Genomic DNA, 18,653 nt, shown 5'->3' with positions numbered 1-18,653 from the left:
ATTAGCCGCAAATTCATTGCGCATCCTGCGTGAAAGTAACAAAACCGGCAATTACAGATAGCGTGGTACGTCACAAGTCGGACAGAGCAGCACAATTCGCTGAGCCTGTTAAAATGCCGGCCCATTTTGTGACTGACTCCTGAATTTACCTATGTCCCGACTCAATCCCCGGCAGCAAGAAGCCGTGAGCTACGTCGGCGGCCCTCTTTTGGTGCTCGCCGGCGCCGGCTCCGGCAAGACCAGCGTGATCACGCGCAAAATCGCGCACCTGATCCAGAACTGCGGCATTCGCGCCCAGTACATCGTCGCCATGACCTTTACCAACAAGGCCGCCCGCGAGATGAAGGAACGGGTTGGCACTCTGCTGCGTGCCGGTGAAGGTCGTGGGCTGACGGTCTGCACGTTCCACAACCTGGGCCTGAACATCATCCGCAAGGAACACGTGCGGCTGGGCTACAAACCGGGCTTCTCGATCTTCGACGAGACTGACGTCAAAGCCCTGATGACCGACATCATGCAGAAGGAATACTCGGGCGACGACGGCGTCGACGAGATCAAGAACATGATTGGCGCCTGGAAAAACGACCTGATCCTGCCGGCCCGGGCCCTGGAAAACGCGCGCAACCCCAAGGAACAGACTGCCGCCATCGTCTACACCCACTATCAGCGCACGCTCAAGGCGTTCAACGCGGTGGACTTCGACGACCTGATCCTGCTGCCGGTGAAGCTGTTCGAAGAGCACGCCGACATCCTGGAAAAGTGGCAGAACAAGGTGCGCTACCTGCTGGTCGATGAATACCAGGACACCAACGCCAGCCAGTACCTGCTGGTAAAAATGCTCATCGGCAAACGCAACCAGTTCACCGTGGTAGGTGACGACGACCAGTCGATCTATGCCTGGCGTGGTGCCCGCCCGGAAAACCTGATGCTGCTCAAGGAAGACTACCCGTCCTTGAAAGTGGTGATGCTGGAGCAGAATTACCGCTCCACCAGCCGCATCCTGCGTTGCGCCAACGTGCTGATCTCGAACAACCCCCACGAATTCGAAAAGCAGCTGTGGAGTGAAATGGGCCACGGCGACGAGATCCGCGTGATCCGCTGCCGCAACGAGGACGCCGAGGCCGAGCGCGTGGCCATGGAAATCCTCAGCCTGCACTTGCGCACCGACCGCCCGTACAGTGATTTCGCGATCCTCTATCGCGGCAACTACCAGGCCAAGCTGATCGAGCTGAAGTTGCAGCATCACCAGGTGCCATATCGCCTGTCTGGCGGCAACAGCTTTTTCGGACGTCAGGAAGTGAAGGACCTGATGGCCTACTTCCGCCTGATCGTGAACCCGGATGACGATAACGCCTTCCTGCGGGTGATCAACGTCCCGCGCCGCGAGATCGGCTCGACCACGCTGGAGAAGCTGGGCAACTATGCGACCGAGCGCAAGATCTCGATGTACGCCGCCACCGACGAGATGGGTTTGGGCGAGCATCTGGACAGCCGCTTCACCGATCGCCTGTCGCGCTTCAAGCGCTTCATGGACAGGGTGCGCGAGCAGTGCGCTGGCGAAGACCCGATCTCGGCCCTGCGCAGCATGGTCATGGACATCGACTACGAGAACTGGCTGCGCACCAACAGCTCCAGCGACAAGGCCGCCGACTACCGCATGGGTAACGTCTGGTTCCTGATCGAGGCGCTGAAGAACACCCTGGAAAAAGACGAAGAAGGCGAGATGACCGTCGAAGACGCCATCGGCAAACTCGTCCTGCGCGACATGCTGGAACGTCAACAGGAAGAGGAAGACGGCGCCGAAGGCGTGCAGATGATGACCTTGCATGCCTCCAAGGGCCTGGAATTCCCCTACGTGTTCATCATGGGCATGGAAGAGGAAATCCTCCCGCACCGCTCCAGCATCGAAGCCGACACCATCGAAGAAGAACGTCGCCTGGCCTACGTGGGCATTACCCGCGCGCGCCAGACCCTGGCCTTCACCTTCGCCGCCAAGCGCAAGCAGTACGGCGAGATCATCGATTGCGCGCCGAGCCGTTTCCTCGATGAGCTGCCGCCGGACGATCTGGCCTGGGAAGGTAACGACGACACACCGACCGAAGTCAAAGCCGTGCGAGGCAACAACGCATTGGCGGATATACGCGCGATGTTAAAGCGCTAGAATTGACCACTTTTACATGACCTTGGGCGCACAGGCGCCAAAAGAGGACAGCTTCATGGAAGCCCTGCACAAGAAAATTCGCGAAGAAGGCATCGTGCTTTCCGACCAGGTCCTGAAAGTCGACGCCTTTCTGAACCACCAGATCGACCCGGCCCTGATGAAGCTGATCGGCGACGAATTCGCCACGCTGTTCAAGGATTCGGGCATCACCAAGATCGTCACCATCGAAGCCTCGGGCATCGCCCCGGCGATCATGACCGGTCTGAACCTCGGCGTGCCGGTGATTTTCGCCCGCAAGCACCAGTCCCTGACCCTGACCGAAAACCTTCTGTCGGCAACCGTGTACTCGTTCACCAAGCAGACCGAAAGCACCGTCGCGATCTCCCCGCGCCACCTGACCAGCAGCGACCGTGTGCTGATCATCGATGACTTCCTGGCCAACGGTAAGGCGTCCCAGGCGCTGATTTCGATCATCAAACAGGCCGGCGCTACCGTTGCCGGTTTGGGGATCGTGATCGAGAAGTCATTCCAGGGCGGCCGTGCGGAACTGGACTCGCAGGGTTATCGCGTAGAGTCCCTGGCCCGGGTGAAGTCGCTGAAAGATGGCGTTGTGACCTTCATCGAATAAAGCCACACCGCAATGCCCCCTGTAGGAGCTGGCTTGCCAGCGAAGAGGCCATCACATCCAACATCTTTGTTGTTTGTCACGCCGCCTTCGCTGGCAAGCCAGCGCCTACAAGCGAGCGCGTGCAGTCGCCTTGAGGCCTGTGAGCAGCAGGCGCTGATACAAATCCTCCTTCAGCCCCTCCGAGTTGGCCAGTTGCATGCGCTGCAGATGCTCCGGGAACAACGCTGGCTCCGGCGCATCCAGCGCTGCCTTGCCCAATTCCAGCACCTCGCTCAGCTTGAACTTGCTCTTGAGCCAGTTCAGTGCCCGCAACAGATCGCGCTCGACCTCGGTGAAATCGCAGCCCAGCGGATACTCTGGAAGCAGCAGCGGATGCCGTGCCTGAATCGCCTGCAAACGCTGCGGACTGTTATCGGTAAAGCGTGGTTCGAGACGAAAGTCCTTGGGCAATTTGCCGACTTTCTGCGCCTGCTCGATCAATCCCGATTGAAAACGCGAGTCGCTGATATTGAGCAAGGCCTCAATCACTGCCGCATCGGTTTTGCCGCGAAGATCGGCGATGCCGTACTCGGTGACCACGATGTCCCGCAGATGCCGCGGAATCGTGCAGTGACCATACTCCCAGACGATGTTCGAGCTGACGTCGCCGCCGGACTCGCGCCAGCTGCGCAGCAGCAACACCGAGCGCGCGCCTGCCAGCGCATGGCCCTGAACCACGAAGTTGTATTGCCCGCCTACGCCGCTGAGCACACGTCCGTCTTCGAGCTGATCCGCCACCGCCGCACCGAGCAAGGTCACGGTGAACGCGGTGTTGATGAACCGCGCATCCAGGCGTTGCAAGCGCTTGAGTTCTTCCTGGCCGTAGAGCTCGTTGATGTAGCTGATGCGGGTCATATTGAATGCAAGCCGCTTGCTTTGCGGCAACTCGCGCAAACGCTCGTAGTAGCTGCGCGGACCGAGGAAAAATCCGCCGTGCACCGAGATGCCATCGGTTTGCGCAGTCTCGTCGAGGGTGCCGGCATTCGCCTGCTGTTGGGTAGCCACGTCTGGATACACCTTGCGCCGCACGATCCCGGCATCGGCCAGCACCAGCAAGCCATTGACGAACATTTCACTGCAGCCGTACAGACCCTTGGCGAAGGGTTCGATGCCGCCTTCGCGCTCGATCAGTTGCGCCCACTGGCTAAGGTTTACGTCTGCCAGCAAAGCGCTGTATCCGTCGTTGTCGGCTTGCCGTGCCAGCAGCGCTGCCGTCAGCGCATCGCCCATGGAACCGATGCCGATCTGCAAGGTGCCGCCGTCACGCACCAGGGTACTGGCGTGCAGGCCGATGAAATGGTCCTGACACCCCACCGGCATATTCGGCGTGGAGAACAGCGTGGTGTTGTCCTTCTGGTCGATCAGCAAGTCGAAGGTGTCGATGCCGAGCTCCGCATCGCCGGGCATGTAAGGCAGATCGTTGTGCACCTGGCCGACCATCAGGATGGTTTCTCCGGCGGCGCGGCGCTTGGCAATCATCGGCAGCAGGTCGAGGGTGATGTCCGGGTTGCAGCTCAGGCTCAAGCGGTCGGGATGTTCGGCATCGCTGGCCACCAATTGCGCCACCAGGTTCAACCCGGCGGCGTTGATGTCCCGCGCCGCATGGCTGTAGTTGCTGCTGACGTAATCCTGCTGCGCCGCGGCACTGTTGAGCAGGCTGCCAGGCTGCATGAAGAACTGCTGGATATGGATGTTGCCCGGCAGTTGGTCGCGACGCAGGTCGGCGAGAAATTCCAGCTCCGGGTAATCGCCGAACACGCGTTCGATAAAGGGTTCGAGAAATCGCTTTTGCAATCCGTCGCCCAAGGGCGGACGGCCCAGGCACAGCGCGGTGTAGATCGTCAGCCGCCGCTCGGGCAGTTGCGCGATACGTCGATACAACGCGTTGACGAAGTGGTTGGGTTTGCCCAGGCCAAGGGGCAGGCCCATGTGAATGTGGACCGGCAACCGCGCCAGTACGTCATCGACCGCCTGCTCGATAGAACACAGCTGAACCATCGGATCCTCCCTCACGCTCCATGAATTGGGGTTGGTCCGAGCTTGCCGGGTCTTTGCTGCAATGAACAGCCGCCAGGGTCAAATTACAGGCACAAAAAAGCCGCTCGATAGCGGCTTTTCAGCAGCAAGACTCAGGCTTATTTCAGGCCGGACATCTTCTGGATGGCGCCTTTGAGCTCGGCGTCTGCACAATCGGCGCAGGTGCCTTTTGGCGGCATCGAGTTGAGGCCGGAGATCGCCTTGGCGAGCAGGCCGTCAACACCACCTTCTTTCTTGGCACGCTCGCCCCAAGCGGCGGCATCACCGATTTTCGGCGCGCCCAACAGGCCTGAACCGTGGCAAGCGTTGCAATGTTTTGCAATCACTTCATCCGGGGTTTTCGCACCACCGCCGCCACCGGCTGAAGCGGCCACTTCCATGCCCTTGCACTCTTTACCCTGAACACAAACCTGGCCGACTGGCTCAAGGCGTTTGGCGATTTCGTCGTTGGTCACAGCTTGAGCGCTGACACTGACAGCCCATAGGGCCAATACGGTTGCTGGTGCAGCCAGCATTTTCATAATTAGGTTCACGCGTTCACCCTCAATGGTGGCTAGTCACGCCTACGGCCACGGTTCGCAGGCGGGCGCAAGTATAGCGGTAAGCCCGTCGCACTGAAACAACCCCAAAGTCGGAGGGGTCATAGGCTGCGGCGGAAACACAGCCCGGGCGCCTCTGCGATGCTGGCAGGACGCCTCTTTTCTTAGAAGTTCGCCGGCGTGGCTGCGCTGATTAGTCGCGCCGGCACATCGAACGGATTACGGAAACGGTGTGGCTTGGTACTTTCAAAGTAGTAGCTATCGCCGGCTTCGAGGACAAAAGTTTCGAGACCGACCACCAGTTCCAGTTTTCCTTCGACCAGGATGCCGGTTTCCTCACCCTCATGGGTGAGCATCTCGTCACCGGTGTCGGCGCCTGGCGGATAGATTTCATTGAGGAATGCGATCGCCCGGCTCGGATGGGCACGCCCGACCAGTTTCATGGTCACCGCGCCATCGGAAATATCGATCAGCTCGTTGGCCTTGTAGACGATCTGAGTCGGTTTTTCCTGCAGGATTTCTTCGGAAAAGAACTCGACCATGGACATGGGAATCCCGCCCAACACCTTGCGCAGCGAACTGATCGAAGGGCTCACGCTGTTCTTTTCGATCATCGAAATCGTGCTGTTGGTGACCCCCGCCCGTTTGGCGAGCTCACGCTGGGAAAGGCCTTTGAGCCTACGGATGGATTGCAGTCGTTCACCGACGTCCAAAGCTTGCGCCTCCAGGATTCAAAATTGTTGGAATAGTGAGCGTTATCATGGCGACAGCGTTCAGTATTTACAACACTTTGACCTGAATCCTGTTCAGCGAGGCGACTTCCGGTCTGGAGCTTCGGGCACTAAGCCCCGGAATAGAGCAGTGGCACTCGGCGCAGGTTGCAGAATATCTGGTATGGAATCGTGCCGGCAGCCATGGCCACATCACTGGCGAGGATGTTTTTGCCCCACAATTCGACGGTCGAACCGAGGCCGGCCTGCGGCACATCGGTCAGGTCGATGCAGAGCATGTCCATCGATACCCGGCCAATCAGCTGGCTACGCTGACCAGCCACCAACACCGGCGTGCCGGTCGGTGCCGAACGCGGGTAGCCATCGGCGTACCCCATGGCCACGACGCCAATGCGCATCGGTTTGGAGGTGATGAATCTGGCGCCGTAACCGACGGGCTCGCCGGCCGGCAGTTCACGCACACTGATCACTTTCGATTCCAGCGTCATCACCGGTTGCAGGCGCGCAGCCACTTCATTGGCTTCTTCGAACGGCGTGGCGCCATAGAGCATGATGCCCGGACGCACCCAATCGCTCGGAATTTGTGGCCAACCGAGCACTGCTGGCGAGTTGCGCAGGCTGACCTCGGCGTCCAGGCCCTTGCGCGCGGCCTCGAACACCGCAACCTGATCGGCGCTGGCCTGTTCGTGCAACTCATCGGCGCGCGCAAAGTGGCTCATCAGCACCACTTTCGCGGCCTTGCCGCTGGCCAGCAGTCGTTGGTAGGCCGCCTGATAATCCGCCGGATGCAGGCCAACCCGGTGCATGCCCGAGTCGAGCTTGAGCCACACCGTGATCGGTTTGCTCAACGCCGCTTTCTCGATGGCTTCGAGTTGCCACAGCGAATGCACCACGCACCAGAAATCATGCTCGACGATCAGTGCCAGCTCGTCGGCTTCGAAAAAACCTTCCAGCAGCAGGATCGGCGCACGAATGCCCGCCGCCCGCAGCTCCAACGCCTCTTCAATGCAGGCCACGGCAAACCCGTCCGCCTCGGCTTCCAGCGCTTGTGCGCATCGCACAGCGCCATGGCCATAGGCATCGGCCTTGATCACCGCGAGGGCTTTGGCCCCCGTGAGCTCACGGGCGATTTGGTAGTTATTGCGCAGGGCTTGAAGGTCGATCAGGGCACGGGCAGGACGCATGGCGGCAGACTTCTGGTCGGGTTATCGGGAAGAAAAACCGGCGCTGGCTGACGGCGTGAACCGCCAGCAGCACCGGGAGAGGGATCTGTCTGAAAGCTTATGGCAGAGCGGCGACAACCGACAGCTCGACCAGGATTTGCGGTTCGCACAATTTCGATTCAACCGTGGCGCGGGCCGGGGCGACGCCTTTTGGCAGCCACTTGTCCCACACCGCGTTCATGCCTTCGAAATGCGCGTCGATGTCTTTCAGGTAAATCGTCACCGACAACAGATTGTGCTTGTCGGTGCCCGCCAGATCGAGCAACCGCTCGATGTTGGCGAGGGTTTCACGGGTCTGCTGTTCAATCCCGGCGTTCATGTCATCGCCGACCTGTCCGGCCAGGTAAACCGTGCCGTTATGGGTGACGATCTGACTCATGCGCTCATTGGTGAGCTGGCGCTGGACTGACATGCTTTGCAGGCTCCTGGGTTTTGTTGTCATAACGGGAAATATCGAGGCCTTCGGCGCTGATCTGTGGCTTTTTCTTCGCCATCAGGTCAGCCAGCAAGCGACCGGAGCCACAGGCCATGGTCCAGCCGAGAGTGCCGTGACCGGTGTTCAGGAACAGGTTCTTGAACTTTGTTCCGCCGACAATCGGGGTGCCGTCCGGAGTGGTCGGACGCAGGCCCGTCCAGAAGCTGGCCTCGGCCAGATTGCCGCCCTGAGGATAAAGGTCGTTGACGATCATCTCCAGGGTTTCGCGCCGGCGCGGGTTCAGCGACAAGTCAAAACCGGCAATTTCAGCCATGCCGCCGACGCGGATGCGGTTGTCGAAACGGGTGATCGCGACCTTGTAGGTCTCGTCGAGAATGGTCGAAGTCGGGGCCATCGCCGGGTTGGTGATCGGCACGGTCAGGGAGTAGCCCTTGAGCGGATACACCGGCGCCTTGATCCCCAGCGGCTTGAGCAGCTGCGGCGAATAGCTGCCGAGGGCCAGCACGTAGCGGTCGGCGGTTTCCAGCTTGCCGTCGATCCACACACCGTTGATGCGGTCACCGGCGAAGTCGAGGCGCTGAATGTCCTGGCCGAAACGGAATTGCACACCGAGGTTTGCGGCCATTTCTGCAAGCTTGGTGGTGAACATCTGGCAGTCGCCAGTCTGGTCGTTCGGCAGGCGCAGGGCACCGGCGAGGATGTCCGTGACGCTGGCCAGCGCCGGCTCAACGCGGGCAATGCCTTCGCGGTCGAGCAGTTCGAACGGCACGCCGGACTCTTTCAGCACGGCGATGTCTTTCGCCGCGCCGTCGAGCTGGGCCTGGGTGCGGAACAACTGGGTAGTACCGAGGCTGCGGCCTTCGTAGGCGATGCCGGTTTCGGCACGCAGTTCGTCGAGGCAGTCACGGCTGTACTCGGACAGGCGGACCATGCGCTCCTTGTTCACCGCGTAACGGCTGGCGGTGCAGTTACGCAGCATCTGTGCCATCCACAGGTACTGGTCGATGTCGGCAGTGGCCTTGATCGCCAGCGGCGCGTGGCGCTGCAACAGCCACTTGATGGCCTTGAGCGGCACGCCCGGCGCGGCCCACGGCGAGGCATAACCCGGCGAGACCTGCCCGGCGTTGGCGAAACTGGTCTCCATGGCAGCAGCCGGCTGCCGGTCGACCACCACCACTTCGAATCCGGCACGGGCCAGATAATAAGCACTGGTGGTACCGATGACGCCGCTACCCAAGACCATGACGCGCATTTTCATATCCCTCATCGCGGCTAACCGCTGACGTTTGTTATTCTGAGCTTCAGATGCGCGCAGTGTAAAAAAGATTTGCCAGTGCTTTTCACTATATAAGCGCCTATATTTGGCGACAATTCTCGGCAAAAACCCTTTTCACGGAGGCGCATCCCCTATGCGTACCAACACTCAGACCAAACGTGAGCTGGACAAGATCGACCGCAACATCCTGCGGATCCTGCAAGCGGACGGGCGGATTTCCTTTACGGAGCTTGGAGAAAAGGTCGGACTCTCGACCACGCCCTGTACTGAGCGGGTCCGGCGTCTGGAGCGCGAAGGGATCATCATGGGCTACAACGCCAGGCTCAATCCGCAGCACCTGAAGGGTAGTCTGCTGGTGTTCGTCGAGATCAGCCTGGACTACAAATCCGGCGATACTTTCGAAGAGTTCCGACGTGCGGTGCTGAAATTGCCCCACGTGCTGGAGTGTCATCTGGTGTCAGGGGATTTCGACTACCTGGTGAAGGCGCGGATTTCCGAGATGGCGTCGTACCGCAAGTTGCTGGGCGACATCCTGCTCAAGTTGCCCCATGTGCGCGAGTCCAAGAGCTATATCGTGATGGAAGAGGTGAAGGAGAGCCTGACCTTGCCGATTCCGGATTGAAAATCAAAAGATCGCAGCCTGCGGCAGCTCCTACGGGTGTACACACGCTTTTTGTAGGAGCTGCCGCAGGCTGCGATCTTTTAAACCAACACCTGCCGAGTGTTGGCCATGTACTCAAACACCTGCGTCTCCACCCGCGGATGAATCAGCTCCACCGGCCCGCGCCCATTCGGGCACGGCAAGGTCTTGGTGGTGCCGAACAACCGGCAGATCAGCGGCCGCTCGTCATACACCGTGCAACCATTCGGCCCCAGATGCACGCAGTTGAGTTCTTCCATGGCGGCATCCTGCTCGGCGCGGGTCTTGCGCGGCAGGCGCGACATTTCTTCCGGCGAGGTGGTCACCGGCCCGCAGCAGTCATGGCAGCCGGGAACGCACTCGAACGAGGGAATCTGTTGTCGCAATGTGCGGATTGTCTGGCTGTTGCAGCTCATTGCAGCGGTGACCAATAGCGGAATAGAGCGGGATTCTGACGCAAAAGCTCCGATCCAGACAGTACCAGCCGACCAATGTTGCCCGCCCGGAAAGGTCCGGCTTATGCTCCGTCAAGTTTTCTAAAAGCAAGAACCAGGATCACGCACATGAATGCCCGTGCTCAACAGCCTGCTCTGAACCACACAGCTTCCTACTACGCCGCCAGCAGCCTGCCGCAGCCCGAACTTGCGGCGCTCAAAGGCGAAGTGCTGGCCGATGTCTGTGTGGTGGGCGGCGGGTTTTCGGGGTTGAACACGGCGCTTGAGCTGGCCGAGCGTGGCCTCAGCGTGGTGTTGCTTGAAGCCCATAAAATTGGTTGGGGCGCCAGTGGACGCAACGGCGGGCAGCTGATTCGCGGCGTCGGCCACGGCCTCGATCAATTCGCTAACATCATCGGCATCGAAGGCGTACGGCAGATGAAACTCATGGGCCTGGAAGCCGTGGAAATCGTCCGGCAACGGGTCGAGCGCTTCCAGATCCCCTGCGACCTGACCTGGGGTTACTGCGACCTCGCCAACAAGCCCCGTGACCTTGAAGGATTCGCCGAGGATGCCGAAGAATTGCGCAGCCTCGGTTATCGCTACGAGACCCGATTGCTGCAAGCCAATGAGATGCACACCGTGGTCGGCTCCACACGTTACGTCGGCGGCCTGATCGACATGGGCTCGGGGCACCTGCATCCACTGAACCTGGCCTTGGGCGAAGCAGCCGCGGCACAACATCTGGGGGTCCAGTTGTTCGAGCACTCGGCCGTGACCCGCATCGACTATGGCCCCGAGGTCAAGGTCCATACCGCCGAGGGCTCGGTGCGCGCCACAACCCTGGTGCTGGGCTGCAATGCCTACCTCAACAACCTCAATCCGGAACTCAGCGGAAAAGTCCTGCCCGCCGGCAGTTACATCATCGCCACCGAACCATTGAGCGAAGAACTGGCCCACGCCCTGCTGCCGCAGAACATGGCGGTCTGTGACCAGCGAGTGGCGCTGGATTATTACCGGCTCTCGGCGGACCGGCGCCTGCTGTTTGGCGGCGCCTGCCATTACTCGGGCCGCGACCCGAAAGACATCGCCGCGTATATGCGCCCGAAAATGCTGGAGGTCTTTGCGCAACTGAGCGCAGTGAAGATCGATTACCAATGGGGCGGCATGATCGGCATCGGTGCCAATCGCCTGCCGCAGATCGGACGACTCAAGGACCAGCCGAACGTGTACTACGCCCAGGCCTATTCCGGTCATGGCGTGAATGCCACGCACCTGGCCGGCAAGCTGCTGGCCGAAGCTATCAGCGGCCAGCACAGCGGCGGCTTCGATCTGTTTGCCAAGGTGCCACACATCACCTTCCCCGGCGGCAAGCATTTGCGTTCGCCGTTGCTGGCGTTGGGGATGTTGTGGCATCGATTGAAAGAGCTTCGCTGAATTCCATTCATCTGTCGGGAACGCGGTTCATCTTACAGGCGCCAGAAAGGCTTCAGCCCCTCCTCCCGCGCCTGCTCCCGCGTCAGCCCGATATCCTTGAGCTGGTCAGCCGTCAGGGCCAGCAAGGCCTTGCGCGTGTGCAGGCGACGCCAGAATCGGTCCCAGTGACTCTGGCCGGACGACGCATTGCGCATGCCCGCCTCCCGCGCGCCGTTGTTCTGCTCTGCCGCCAGTTCCTGACTGTGTAACGTCAGCCGCACATCGCTCAAACCGTTCATCTTGGATGCTCCTGTTTACTTGGGTAACCAGAGGCTCCATGATGCGTGGGCGCGCAAAAGCATTACAGATTCAAAACAACTGTATTAACTCCATACAGTTTTGCCGATTCCACCACTGAATCCCGATTTTTCGCTCGATCTGTACTGGTTAACCGAATCACCCCTATCGAGGCTGCACCATGACCCTTTACGTCAACCTCGCCGAGTTGCTCGGCACACGTATCGAACAGGGCTTCTATCGCCCCGGTGACCGGCTGCCCTCGGTACGGGCGCTGAGCGTCGAGCACGGCGTCAGCCTGAGCACGGTGCAGCAGGCCTACCGGGTGCTGGAAGACAGCGGGCTGGCCATGCCACGGCCCAAGTCCGGGTACTTCGTTCCTGCCAGTCGCGAATTGCCGGATTTGCCGGCGGTCGGTCGCCCGGCCCAGCGCCCGGTGGACATCTCTCAATGGGATCAGGTGCTGGAATTGATCCGCGCCGTGCCGCGCAAAGACGTGGTGCAACTGGGCCGCGGCATGCCGGACATCACCAGTCCGACCATGAAACCGCTGCTGCGCGACCTGGCGCGAATCAGCCGGCGGCAGGACATGCCTGGCCTGTATTACGACAACATCCACGGCAACCTCGAACTGCGCGAACAGATCGCTCGCCTGATGCTCGATTCCGGCTGCCAGTTGAGCGCCAGTGATCTGGTCGTCACCACGGGTTGCCACGAAGCGCTGTCCACCAGCATTCGGGCGATCTGCGAACCCGGCGACATTGTCGCGGTGGACTCGCCGAGCTTTCACGGCGCGATGCAGACCCTCAAGGGCCTGGGCATGAAAGCCCTGGAAATCCCCACCGATCCGCTGACCGGCATCAGTCTCGAAGCGCTGGAACTGGCCCTGGAGCAGTGGCCGATCAAGGTCATACAGTTGACCCCCAACTGCAACAATCCGTTGGGCTACATCATGCCGGAGTCGCGTAAACGCGCGTTACTGACGCTTGCCCAGCGCTATGACGTGGCGATCATCGAGGACGATGTGTATGGCGAACTGGCCTACACCTACCCGCGTCCACGCACGATCAAGTCCTTCGACGAGGACGGTCGGGTCCTGTTGTGCAGTTCGTTTTCCAAGACCTTGGCCCCGGGCCTGCGCATCGGTTGGGTCGCGCCCGGCCGCTATCTGGAACGGGTGCTGCACATGAAATACATCAGCACCGGTTCCACTGCCCCACAACCGCAGATCGCCATCGCCGAATTCCTTAAAGGTGGCCACTTCGAACCGCATTTGCGGCGGATGCGCACGCAATACCATCGCAATCGCGACCTGATGATCGATTGGGTAAGCCGCTACTTCCCGGCCGGCACCCGTGCCAGTCGTCCGCAAGGCAGCTTCATGCTGTGGGTGGAGCTACCGGACAGCTTCGACACCCTGAAACTGAATCGTGCATTGCACGACCAGGGCGTACAGATTGCCGTGGGCAGCATCTTTTCCGCCTCGGGCAAGTACCGCAATTGCCTGCGCATGAACTACGCTGCCAAACCAACACCGCAGATCGAAGACGCGGTGCGCAAGGTCGGTGCGACAGCGATCAAACTGCTGGCGGAAACCGATCAGCTCAGTGACTGACTTTTCTTCGGGAATCAGCGTCCATATGCCTATCTGCACCGCCAAACGGAACGATCCTACGTGAGAGCCAGACAACCCCTGCTTGCTCTTTTGCTGCTCGCCACGTTCCTGGGCGGTTGCTCCAGCTTCGACGCTCAGCGTGTGCCGAGCCAGGCGTTGCCGGCTTCAGACTCCGCATTCGGTCGCTCGGTCCAGGCACAGGCTGCACCTTACAAGGGGCAATCGGGCTTTCGCCTGCTGTCAGACAGCACCGAGGCCTTCACCGCCCGCGCCGAACTGATCCGTAACGCCCAAAGCAGCCTCGACTTGCAGTACTACATCGTGCACGACGGCATCAGCACGCGCATGTTGATCGAGGAGTTGCTCAAGGCCGCCGACCGGGGCGTGCGGGTGCGGGTACTGCTCGACGACACCGCCAGCGACGGCCTGGACCGCGTCATCGCCACCCTCGCCGCGCATCCGAAAATCCAGATCCGCGTGTTCAATCCGCTGAATCTTGGCCGCAGCACCGGCGTGACCCGTACCGTGGGCCGGCTGTTCAATCTGTCGCAACAACATCGACGCATGCACAACAAGCTGTTGCTGGCGGACAACAGCATGGCCATCGTCGGCGGACGCAATCTGGGGGATGAGTATTACGATGCCAAGCCCAACATGAATTTCACTGACATCGACATGCTCGGTGTCGGCCCCGTCGCCGAGCAACTCGGGCACAGTTTCGACCAGTACTGGAACAGCGCCCTGAGTAAACCGATCGACGAATTCCTGTCGAGCAAACCCACACCCCATGACCTGGAAAACACTCGCGCCCGACTGGAAGAGTCCCTGGCGGAAACGCGCAAACAGAATCACACGCTCTACAAACACCTGATGACCTTCACCACCCACCCACGCCTGGACATCTGGCGCCGCGAACTGATCTGGGCCTGGAACCAGGCATTGTGGGATGCGCCGAGCAAGGTACTGGCCAAGGGCGAACCCGATCCGCAGTTGCTGCTGACCACGCAACTCGCACCTGAACTCAATAACGTCAGCAAAGAGCTGATCATGATCTCGGCCTACTTTGTGCCCGGCCAGCCGGGACTGGTGTACCTGACCGGGCGCGCCGATGCCGGCGTTTCCGTGAGCTTGCTGACCAATTCACTGGAAGCCACGGACGTTCCCGCTGTACACGGTGGTTACGCGCCCTATCGCAGGGCACTGCTGGAGCACGGCGTGAAGCTGTACGAATTGCGTCGCCAACCCGGCGAGGGAGGCGACAGCGGTAGCGGGCCGTATCTTTTTTCCAGCAACGCCTATCACGGCTCTGAATCCAGCCTGCACAGCAAGGCGATGATCTTCGACCAGCAGAAGTCCTTTATCGGCTCGTTCAATTTCGATCCGCGCTCGGTACTGTGGAACACCGAAGTCGGCGTGCTGGTGGACAGTCCGGAGTTGGCCGCACGGGTCCGCGAACTGGCACTGCAGGGTATGGCGCCGGCCCTGAGTTATCAGGTGGAGCTGGAAACCGGTCAGATCGTCTGGACCACCGAAGACGACGGAAAAATGCACACCCTGACCAAGGAGCCAGGGAGTTGGTGGCGGCGATTCAATGCGTGGCTGAGCAATACGGTTGGGCTGGAGAAGATGTTGTAGAACCCTCAAAAGATCGCAGCCTTCGGCAGCTCCTACATTGAATTGCGATCCCCTGTAGGAGCTGCCGAAGGCTGCGATCTTTTGATCTTTTGAGCTATGCCGGTTGCGCGGTACCAAACGCACCTTGCCGCGACACCACGATCAATACGCCCAAGGCCCCCACCGCCATCAGCAACGGCAACGCATGACCGCTGATCCACTGGCTGCCGGCGCCCGCCAGCAGCGGCCCGATCAGGCAACCAATCCCCCACAGCTGGGCGATGTGGGCGTTAGCCCGTACCAACGCATCGTCGCGATAACGCTCGCCGATCAGGATCAACGACAAGGTGAATAACCCGCCAGCGCTGGCGCCGAACAACACCCACAGTGGCCAGATCAGCAGCGTGTCGATCAGCATTGGAATCGCCAGACTCGACAGCAGCAAGACGACTGCGCAGCCGGTAAACAATGCACGGCGTGACAAGCGATCGGCCAACGCACCAATCGGCAATTGCAGCACTGCATCGCCGACCACCACCGTACTGACCATCGCCAGGGCGATCTCCGTGGTGAAGCCCTGGCGCAGGCAATAGACCGGCAACAGCGTCAGAATCATCGCCTCGAACGCGGCGAACAGCGACACCGCCCAGGCAATTGCCGGCAGGCCACGGCAGAACTCAAGCAAATCACGCAGGGTTACGCTGCTGGCCTCGCTGCTCGGCGCACCACTGCGCCCCAGCAACAGAAACGGAGCAGCCATCAGCAAACCGACGCCGACCCAAAAACCATAATCGTGCTCGGCGCCAAGGAAGCCCAACAACACCGGCCCGGCCAGCTGACTCAGTGCGTAGCTGCTGCCATACAGCGCCACCAACCGCCCGCGCCATTGCTCGACCACCAGTTGGTTGATCCAGCTTTCACCGATGATGAATACGAGGGTGAGGATCACCCCGATCATCAGGCGCAACACCAACCAGATCGGATAGCTCGGCAACAGCGCCAGCAAACCGATCGAAACCGCCCCGGCCCACAGGCACAGGCGCATCAGATTGGCCGTGCCGAAACGCGCCGCCAGATGGCTGGAGATTTTCGCCCCCAACAGGACACCGATGGCCGGCATCGCCGCCATCACACCAATGGCAAACGAGCCGTAGCCCCAGCTTTCCAGGCGAAACGACACCAGCGGCATGCTGACCCCCAGGGCCAGGCCGACACTCAGGACAGATGCCAAAACGGCGAAATACGTCGCCCAACGCATGTTCCACGCTCCTGTGGATATTTTTATGTACAACACAAAACACTGTGGGAGCGAGCTTGCTCGCGATAGCGGTACAACATTCAACATTGAAGTCGACTGTTACACCGCTATCGCGAGCAAGCTCGCTCCCACAGGGGATCTGCGTCGTTCAGGACGCCCGACTTAACCATCGAGCTCCCTCACTGACTTACAACTTGATCCAGGTCGCCTTCAGCTCGGTGTACTTGTCGAACGCGTGCAGGGACTTGTCGCGACCATTGCCGGACTGCTTGAAGCCACCGAACGGAGCGGTCATGTCGCCGCCATCGTACTGGTTGACCCACACGCTACCGGCACGCAGTGCGCGGGCGGTGAGGTGAGCCTTGGAAATGTCGGCCGTCCAGACCGCAGCGGCCAGGCCATATGGTGTGTCGTTGGCAATGGCGATGGCTTCTTCTGCGCTGTCGAATGCGATGACCGACAGTACCGGGCCGAAGATTTCTTCCTGGGCGATTTTCATCGCGTTGCTCACACCGTCGAAAATCGTCGGCTCAACGTAAGTGCCGCCCGTTTCCTGGAGCGTACGCTTGCCACCGGCCACCAGCTTGGCGCCGTCGGCATGACCGGACTCGATGTAAGACAGCACGGTGTTCATCTGCTGGGTATCAACCAGCGCACCAACGTTGGTCGCCGGGTCCAGCGGGTTGCCCGGCTTCCAGGTTTTCAGCGCTTCGATCACCAGCGGCAGGAATTTATCCTTGATCGAACGCTCCACCAGCAGGCGCGAACCGGCGGTGCAAACTTCGCCCTGGTTAAAGGCGATGGCACCGGCAGCCGCTTCGGCAGCGTCTTGCAGGTTCGGCGCATCGGCGAACACGATGTTCGGGCTCTTGCCGCCTGCTTCGAGCCAGACGCGCTTCATGTTCGACTCGCCGGAGTAGATCAACAGCTGCTTGGCGATCTTGGTCGAACCGGTGAACACCAGGGTGTCGACGTCGTTGTGCAGGGCCAGGGCCTTGCCGACGGTGTGACCGTAACCCGGCAACACGTTCAGAACGCCTTTCGGGATGCCGGCTTCGACAGCCAGCTCAGCGATGCGAATCGCCGTCAGCGGCGATTTTTCCGACGGCTTGAGGATCACCGAGTTACCGGTGGACAGCGCCGGGCCCAGTTTCCAGCACGCCATCATCAGCGGGAAGTTCCACGGCACGATGGCGCCGACCACGCCAACGGGCTCACGAGTCACCAGGCCCAGTTGATCGTGCGGGGTTGCAGCGACTTCGTCGTAGATCTTGTCGATGGCTTCGCCGCTCCAGCTCAGGGCTTGCGCCGCGCCGGGAACGTCGATGTACAGGGAGTCGCTGATCGGCTTGCCCATGTCCAGGGTTTCAAGCAGGGCCAGCTCTTCGGCGTGCTGCTTGAGCAGGCCGGCGAAACGGATCATGGTGGATTTGCGCTTGGTCGGCGCCAGGCGCGACCAGACACCGGAATTGAAGGTGGCGCGGGCGTTTTCCACGGCGCGCTGGGCGTCGGCGGCGTCACAGCTGGCAATCTTGCCCAGCAGACGGCCATCGACCGGGCTGATGCACTCGAAAGTCTCGCCGGAGACGGCGTCGGTGTATTCGCCATTGATATAGGCGCGGCCTTCGATTTTCAGGTCGCGGGCACGTTGTTCCCAGTCGGCACGGGTCAGGGTGGTCATGCGAGTGTCCTCCTCTTATTGATACGACACCCGCGTTCTTCGCGGGCGCTGTCAGGAATTCTGCCCGGCCAGCCTGCTTATCGGCCCAAGGCATCCACCACCCTAAACCAGCCGCCCATGAAGTTTCAATATATTTGACATAACGCCGGCAAATGGCCTTGCGATGTTCATTTTAATAAACATAGACTTTGGGCTGACCAACCACTCGCGCCGTAATCACGGAGGGATAACAACAATGAACATCCAGAACGTCGTCGACTTCAGCCAGGCTACCACCGCCGCCGAACGCTACCGTCCGGACCCGACCAAAGTGCTCAAGGGCGACCCGGAGCAAGCGGTTTACAACCACTACAATAGCCCTTGTGGTCAGTTGAACGCCGGTGTGTGGGAAGGTGCCGTCGGCCAGTGGACGGTGAACTTCACCGAACACGAATACTGCGAAATCGTTCAGGGTGTTTCGGTGCTGCGCGACAGCGACGGCAACGCCAAGACCTTGCGCGCCGGAGACCGCTTCGTCATTCCGGCCGGGTTCAAAGGCACCTGGGAAGTGCTGGAGCCATGCCGCAAGATCTACGTGGCGTTTGAACAGAAGGCTTGAAGATTTCAGGTGTTTGAGCCGGCGAAGAGC

The 18,653-nt window shown here is 60.4% G+C and carries 17 protein-coding genes; 7 read left to right on the top strand and 10 right to left on the bottom strand.

Annotated features, from left to right (window positions below):
* The first annotated feature begins 151 nt into the window (after positions 1-151).
* Both rep and AC1DWG_RS01250 read left to right on the top strand, forming a co-directional pair.
* Entirely contained in the window at positions 152-2,161 is a 2,010-nt protein-coding gene (gene rep, locus AC1DWG_RS01255) for a DNA helicase Rep (protein WP_477763029.1), read from the top strand.
* Positions 2,162-2,216: 55 nt separating this feature from the next.
* Entirely contained in the window at positions 2,217-2,789 is a 573-nt protein-coding gene (locus AC1DWG_RS01250; RefSeq protein WP_217829247.1) for a xanthine phosphoribosyltransferase, read from the top strand.
* Positions 2,790-2,894: 105 nt separating this feature from the next.
* On the opposite strand, the gene AC1DWG_RS01245 is transcribed toward AC1DWG_RS01250, so the two are convergent.
* From AC1DWG_RS01245 to dadA, 6 genes are all read right to left on the bottom strand, one after another.
* Positions 2,895-4,826 carry an acetyl-CoA hydrolase/transferase C-terminal domain-containing protein gene (locus AC1DWG_RS01245; protein WP_477787148.1) on the bottom strand — a complete coding sequence of 644 codons (1,932 nt, stop codon included), beginning with the start codon at positions 4,824-4,826 and terminating at the stop codon, positions 2,895-2,897.
* A 137-nt stretch (positions 4,827-4,963) separates the two neighbouring features.
* On the bottom strand, positions 4,964-5,386 hold the full coding sequence (locus AC1DWG_RS01240) for a c-type cytochrome (RefSeq protein ID WP_477752300.1): 423 nt from the start codon (positions 5,384-5,386) through the stop codon (positions 4,964-4,966).
* Positions 5,387-5,568: 182 nt separating this feature from the next.
* Positions 5,569-6,117 carry a cupin domain-containing protein gene (locus AC1DWG_RS01235; RefSeq protein ID WP_008023455.1) on the bottom strand — a complete coding sequence of 183 codons (549 nt, stop codon included), beginning with the start codon at positions 6,115-6,117 and terminating at the stop codon, positions 5,569-5,571.
* A gap of 128 nt (positions 6,118-6,245) precedes the next feature.
* Entirely contained in the window at positions 6,246-7,319 is a 1,074-nt protein-coding gene (gene alr / locus AC1DWG_RS01230) for an alanine racemase (RefSeq protein WP_477763031.1), read from the bottom strand.
* A 97-nt stretch (positions 7,320-7,416) separates the two neighbouring features.
* On the bottom strand, positions 7,417-7,770 hold the full coding sequence (locus AC1DWG_RS01225) for a RidA family protein (protein WP_477763032.1): 354 nt from the start codon (positions 7,768-7,770) through the stop codon (positions 7,417-7,419).
* Entirely contained in the window at positions 7,742-9,046 is a 1,305-nt protein-coding gene (gene dadA / locus AC1DWG_RS01220; protein ID WP_477752275.1) for a D-amino acid dehydrogenase, read from the bottom strand. Before dadA ends, AC1DWG_RS01225 begins: the two co-directional genes overlap by 29 nt.
* A 157-nt stretch (positions 9,047-9,203) precedes the next feature.
* On the opposite strand from dadA, the gene AC1DWG_RS01215 reads away from it, so the two are divergent.
* Entirely contained in the window at positions 9,204-9,692 is a 489-nt protein-coding gene (locus AC1DWG_RS01215; RefSeq protein WP_007975155.1) for an Lrp/AsnC ligand binding domain-containing protein, read from the top strand.
* A gap of 80 nt (positions 9,693-9,772) precedes the next feature.
* On the opposite strand, the gene AC1DWG_RS01210 is transcribed toward AC1DWG_RS01215, so the two are convergent.
* A complete protein-coding gene (locus AC1DWG_RS01210) occupies positions 9,773-10,126 on the bottom strand; it encodes a YkgJ family cysteine cluster protein (protein ID WP_477752274.1) in 354 nt (117 codons plus the stop codon).
* Positions 10,127-10,273: 147 nt separating this feature from the next.
* On the opposite strand from AC1DWG_RS01210, the gene AC1DWG_RS01205 reads away from it, so the two are divergent.
* Positions 10,274-11,581: an NAD(P)/FAD-dependent oxidoreductase gene (locus AC1DWG_RS01205; RefSeq protein WP_477787147.1), complete on the top strand. Its 1,308-nt coding sequence runs from the start codon at positions 10,274-10,276 to the stop codon at positions 11,579-11,581.
* A 32-nt stretch (positions 11,582-11,613) separates the two neighbouring features.
* Here AC1DWG_RS01205 and AC1DWG_RS01200 read toward each other — a convergent pair whose 3' ends face one another.
* On the bottom strand, positions 11,614-11,859 hold the full coding sequence (locus AC1DWG_RS01200; protein WP_477787146.1) for a DUF1127 domain-containing protein: 246 nt from the start codon (positions 11,857-11,859) through the stop codon (positions 11,614-11,616).
* Between the two features lie 179 nt (positions 11,860-12,038).
* Between AC1DWG_RS01200 and AC1DWG_RS01195 the strand changes: the two genes are divergently transcribed.
* Together AC1DWG_RS01195 and AC1DWG_RS01190 are read left to right on the top strand one after the other, a co-directional pair.
* Positions 12,039-13,472, top strand: a complete 1,434-nt coding sequence (locus tag AC1DWG_RS01195) for an aminotransferase-like domain-containing protein (RefSeq protein WP_477763035.1) — start codon at positions 12,039-12,041, stop codon at positions 13,470-13,472.
* A 60-nt stretch (positions 13,473-13,532) separates the two neighbouring features.
* Positions 13,533-15,107: a phospholipase D-like domain-containing protein gene (locus AC1DWG_RS01190; RefSeq protein WP_477763036.1), complete on the top strand. Its 1,575-nt coding sequence runs from the start codon at positions 13,533-13,535 to the stop codon at positions 15,105-15,107.
* 94 nt (positions 15,108-15,201) lie between these two features.
* Here AC1DWG_RS01190 and AC1DWG_RS01185 read toward each other — a convergent pair whose 3' ends face one another.
* Together AC1DWG_RS01185 and AC1DWG_RS01180 are read right to left on the bottom strand one after the other, a co-directional pair.
* Positions 15,202-16,344 carry an MFS transporter gene (locus AC1DWG_RS01185; protein ID WP_477787145.1) on the bottom strand — a complete coding sequence of 381 codons (1,143 nt, stop codon included), beginning with the start codon at positions 16,342-16,344 and terminating at the stop codon, positions 15,202-15,204.
* Positions 16,345-16,531: 187 nt separating this feature from the next.
* Positions 16,532-18,025, bottom strand: coding sequence for an aldehyde dehydrogenase (locus AC1DWG_RS01180; protein ID WP_007996504.1), 1,494 nt, complete (start codon positions 18,023-18,025; stop codon positions 16,532-16,534).
* A gap of 235 nt (positions 18,026-18,260) precedes the next feature.
* Here AC1DWG_RS01180 and AC1DWG_RS01175 point away from each other — a divergent pair, with 235 nt between their 5' ends.
* Complete coding sequence (locus tag AC1DWG_RS01175; RefSeq protein WP_108217231.1) at positions 18,261-18,623, top strand: cupin domain-containing protein; 363 nt, start codon at positions 18,261-18,263, stop codon at positions 18,621-18,623.
* The last annotated feature ends 30 nt before the right edge of the window (positions 18,624-18,653 follow it).

The sequence above is a fragment of the Pseudomonas sp. P4_B3 genome, assembly GCF_056402295.1.
The sequence above is the reverse complement of the archived record's forward strand: the minus strand, read 5'-3'. Positions and strand labels throughout refer to the sequence as shown.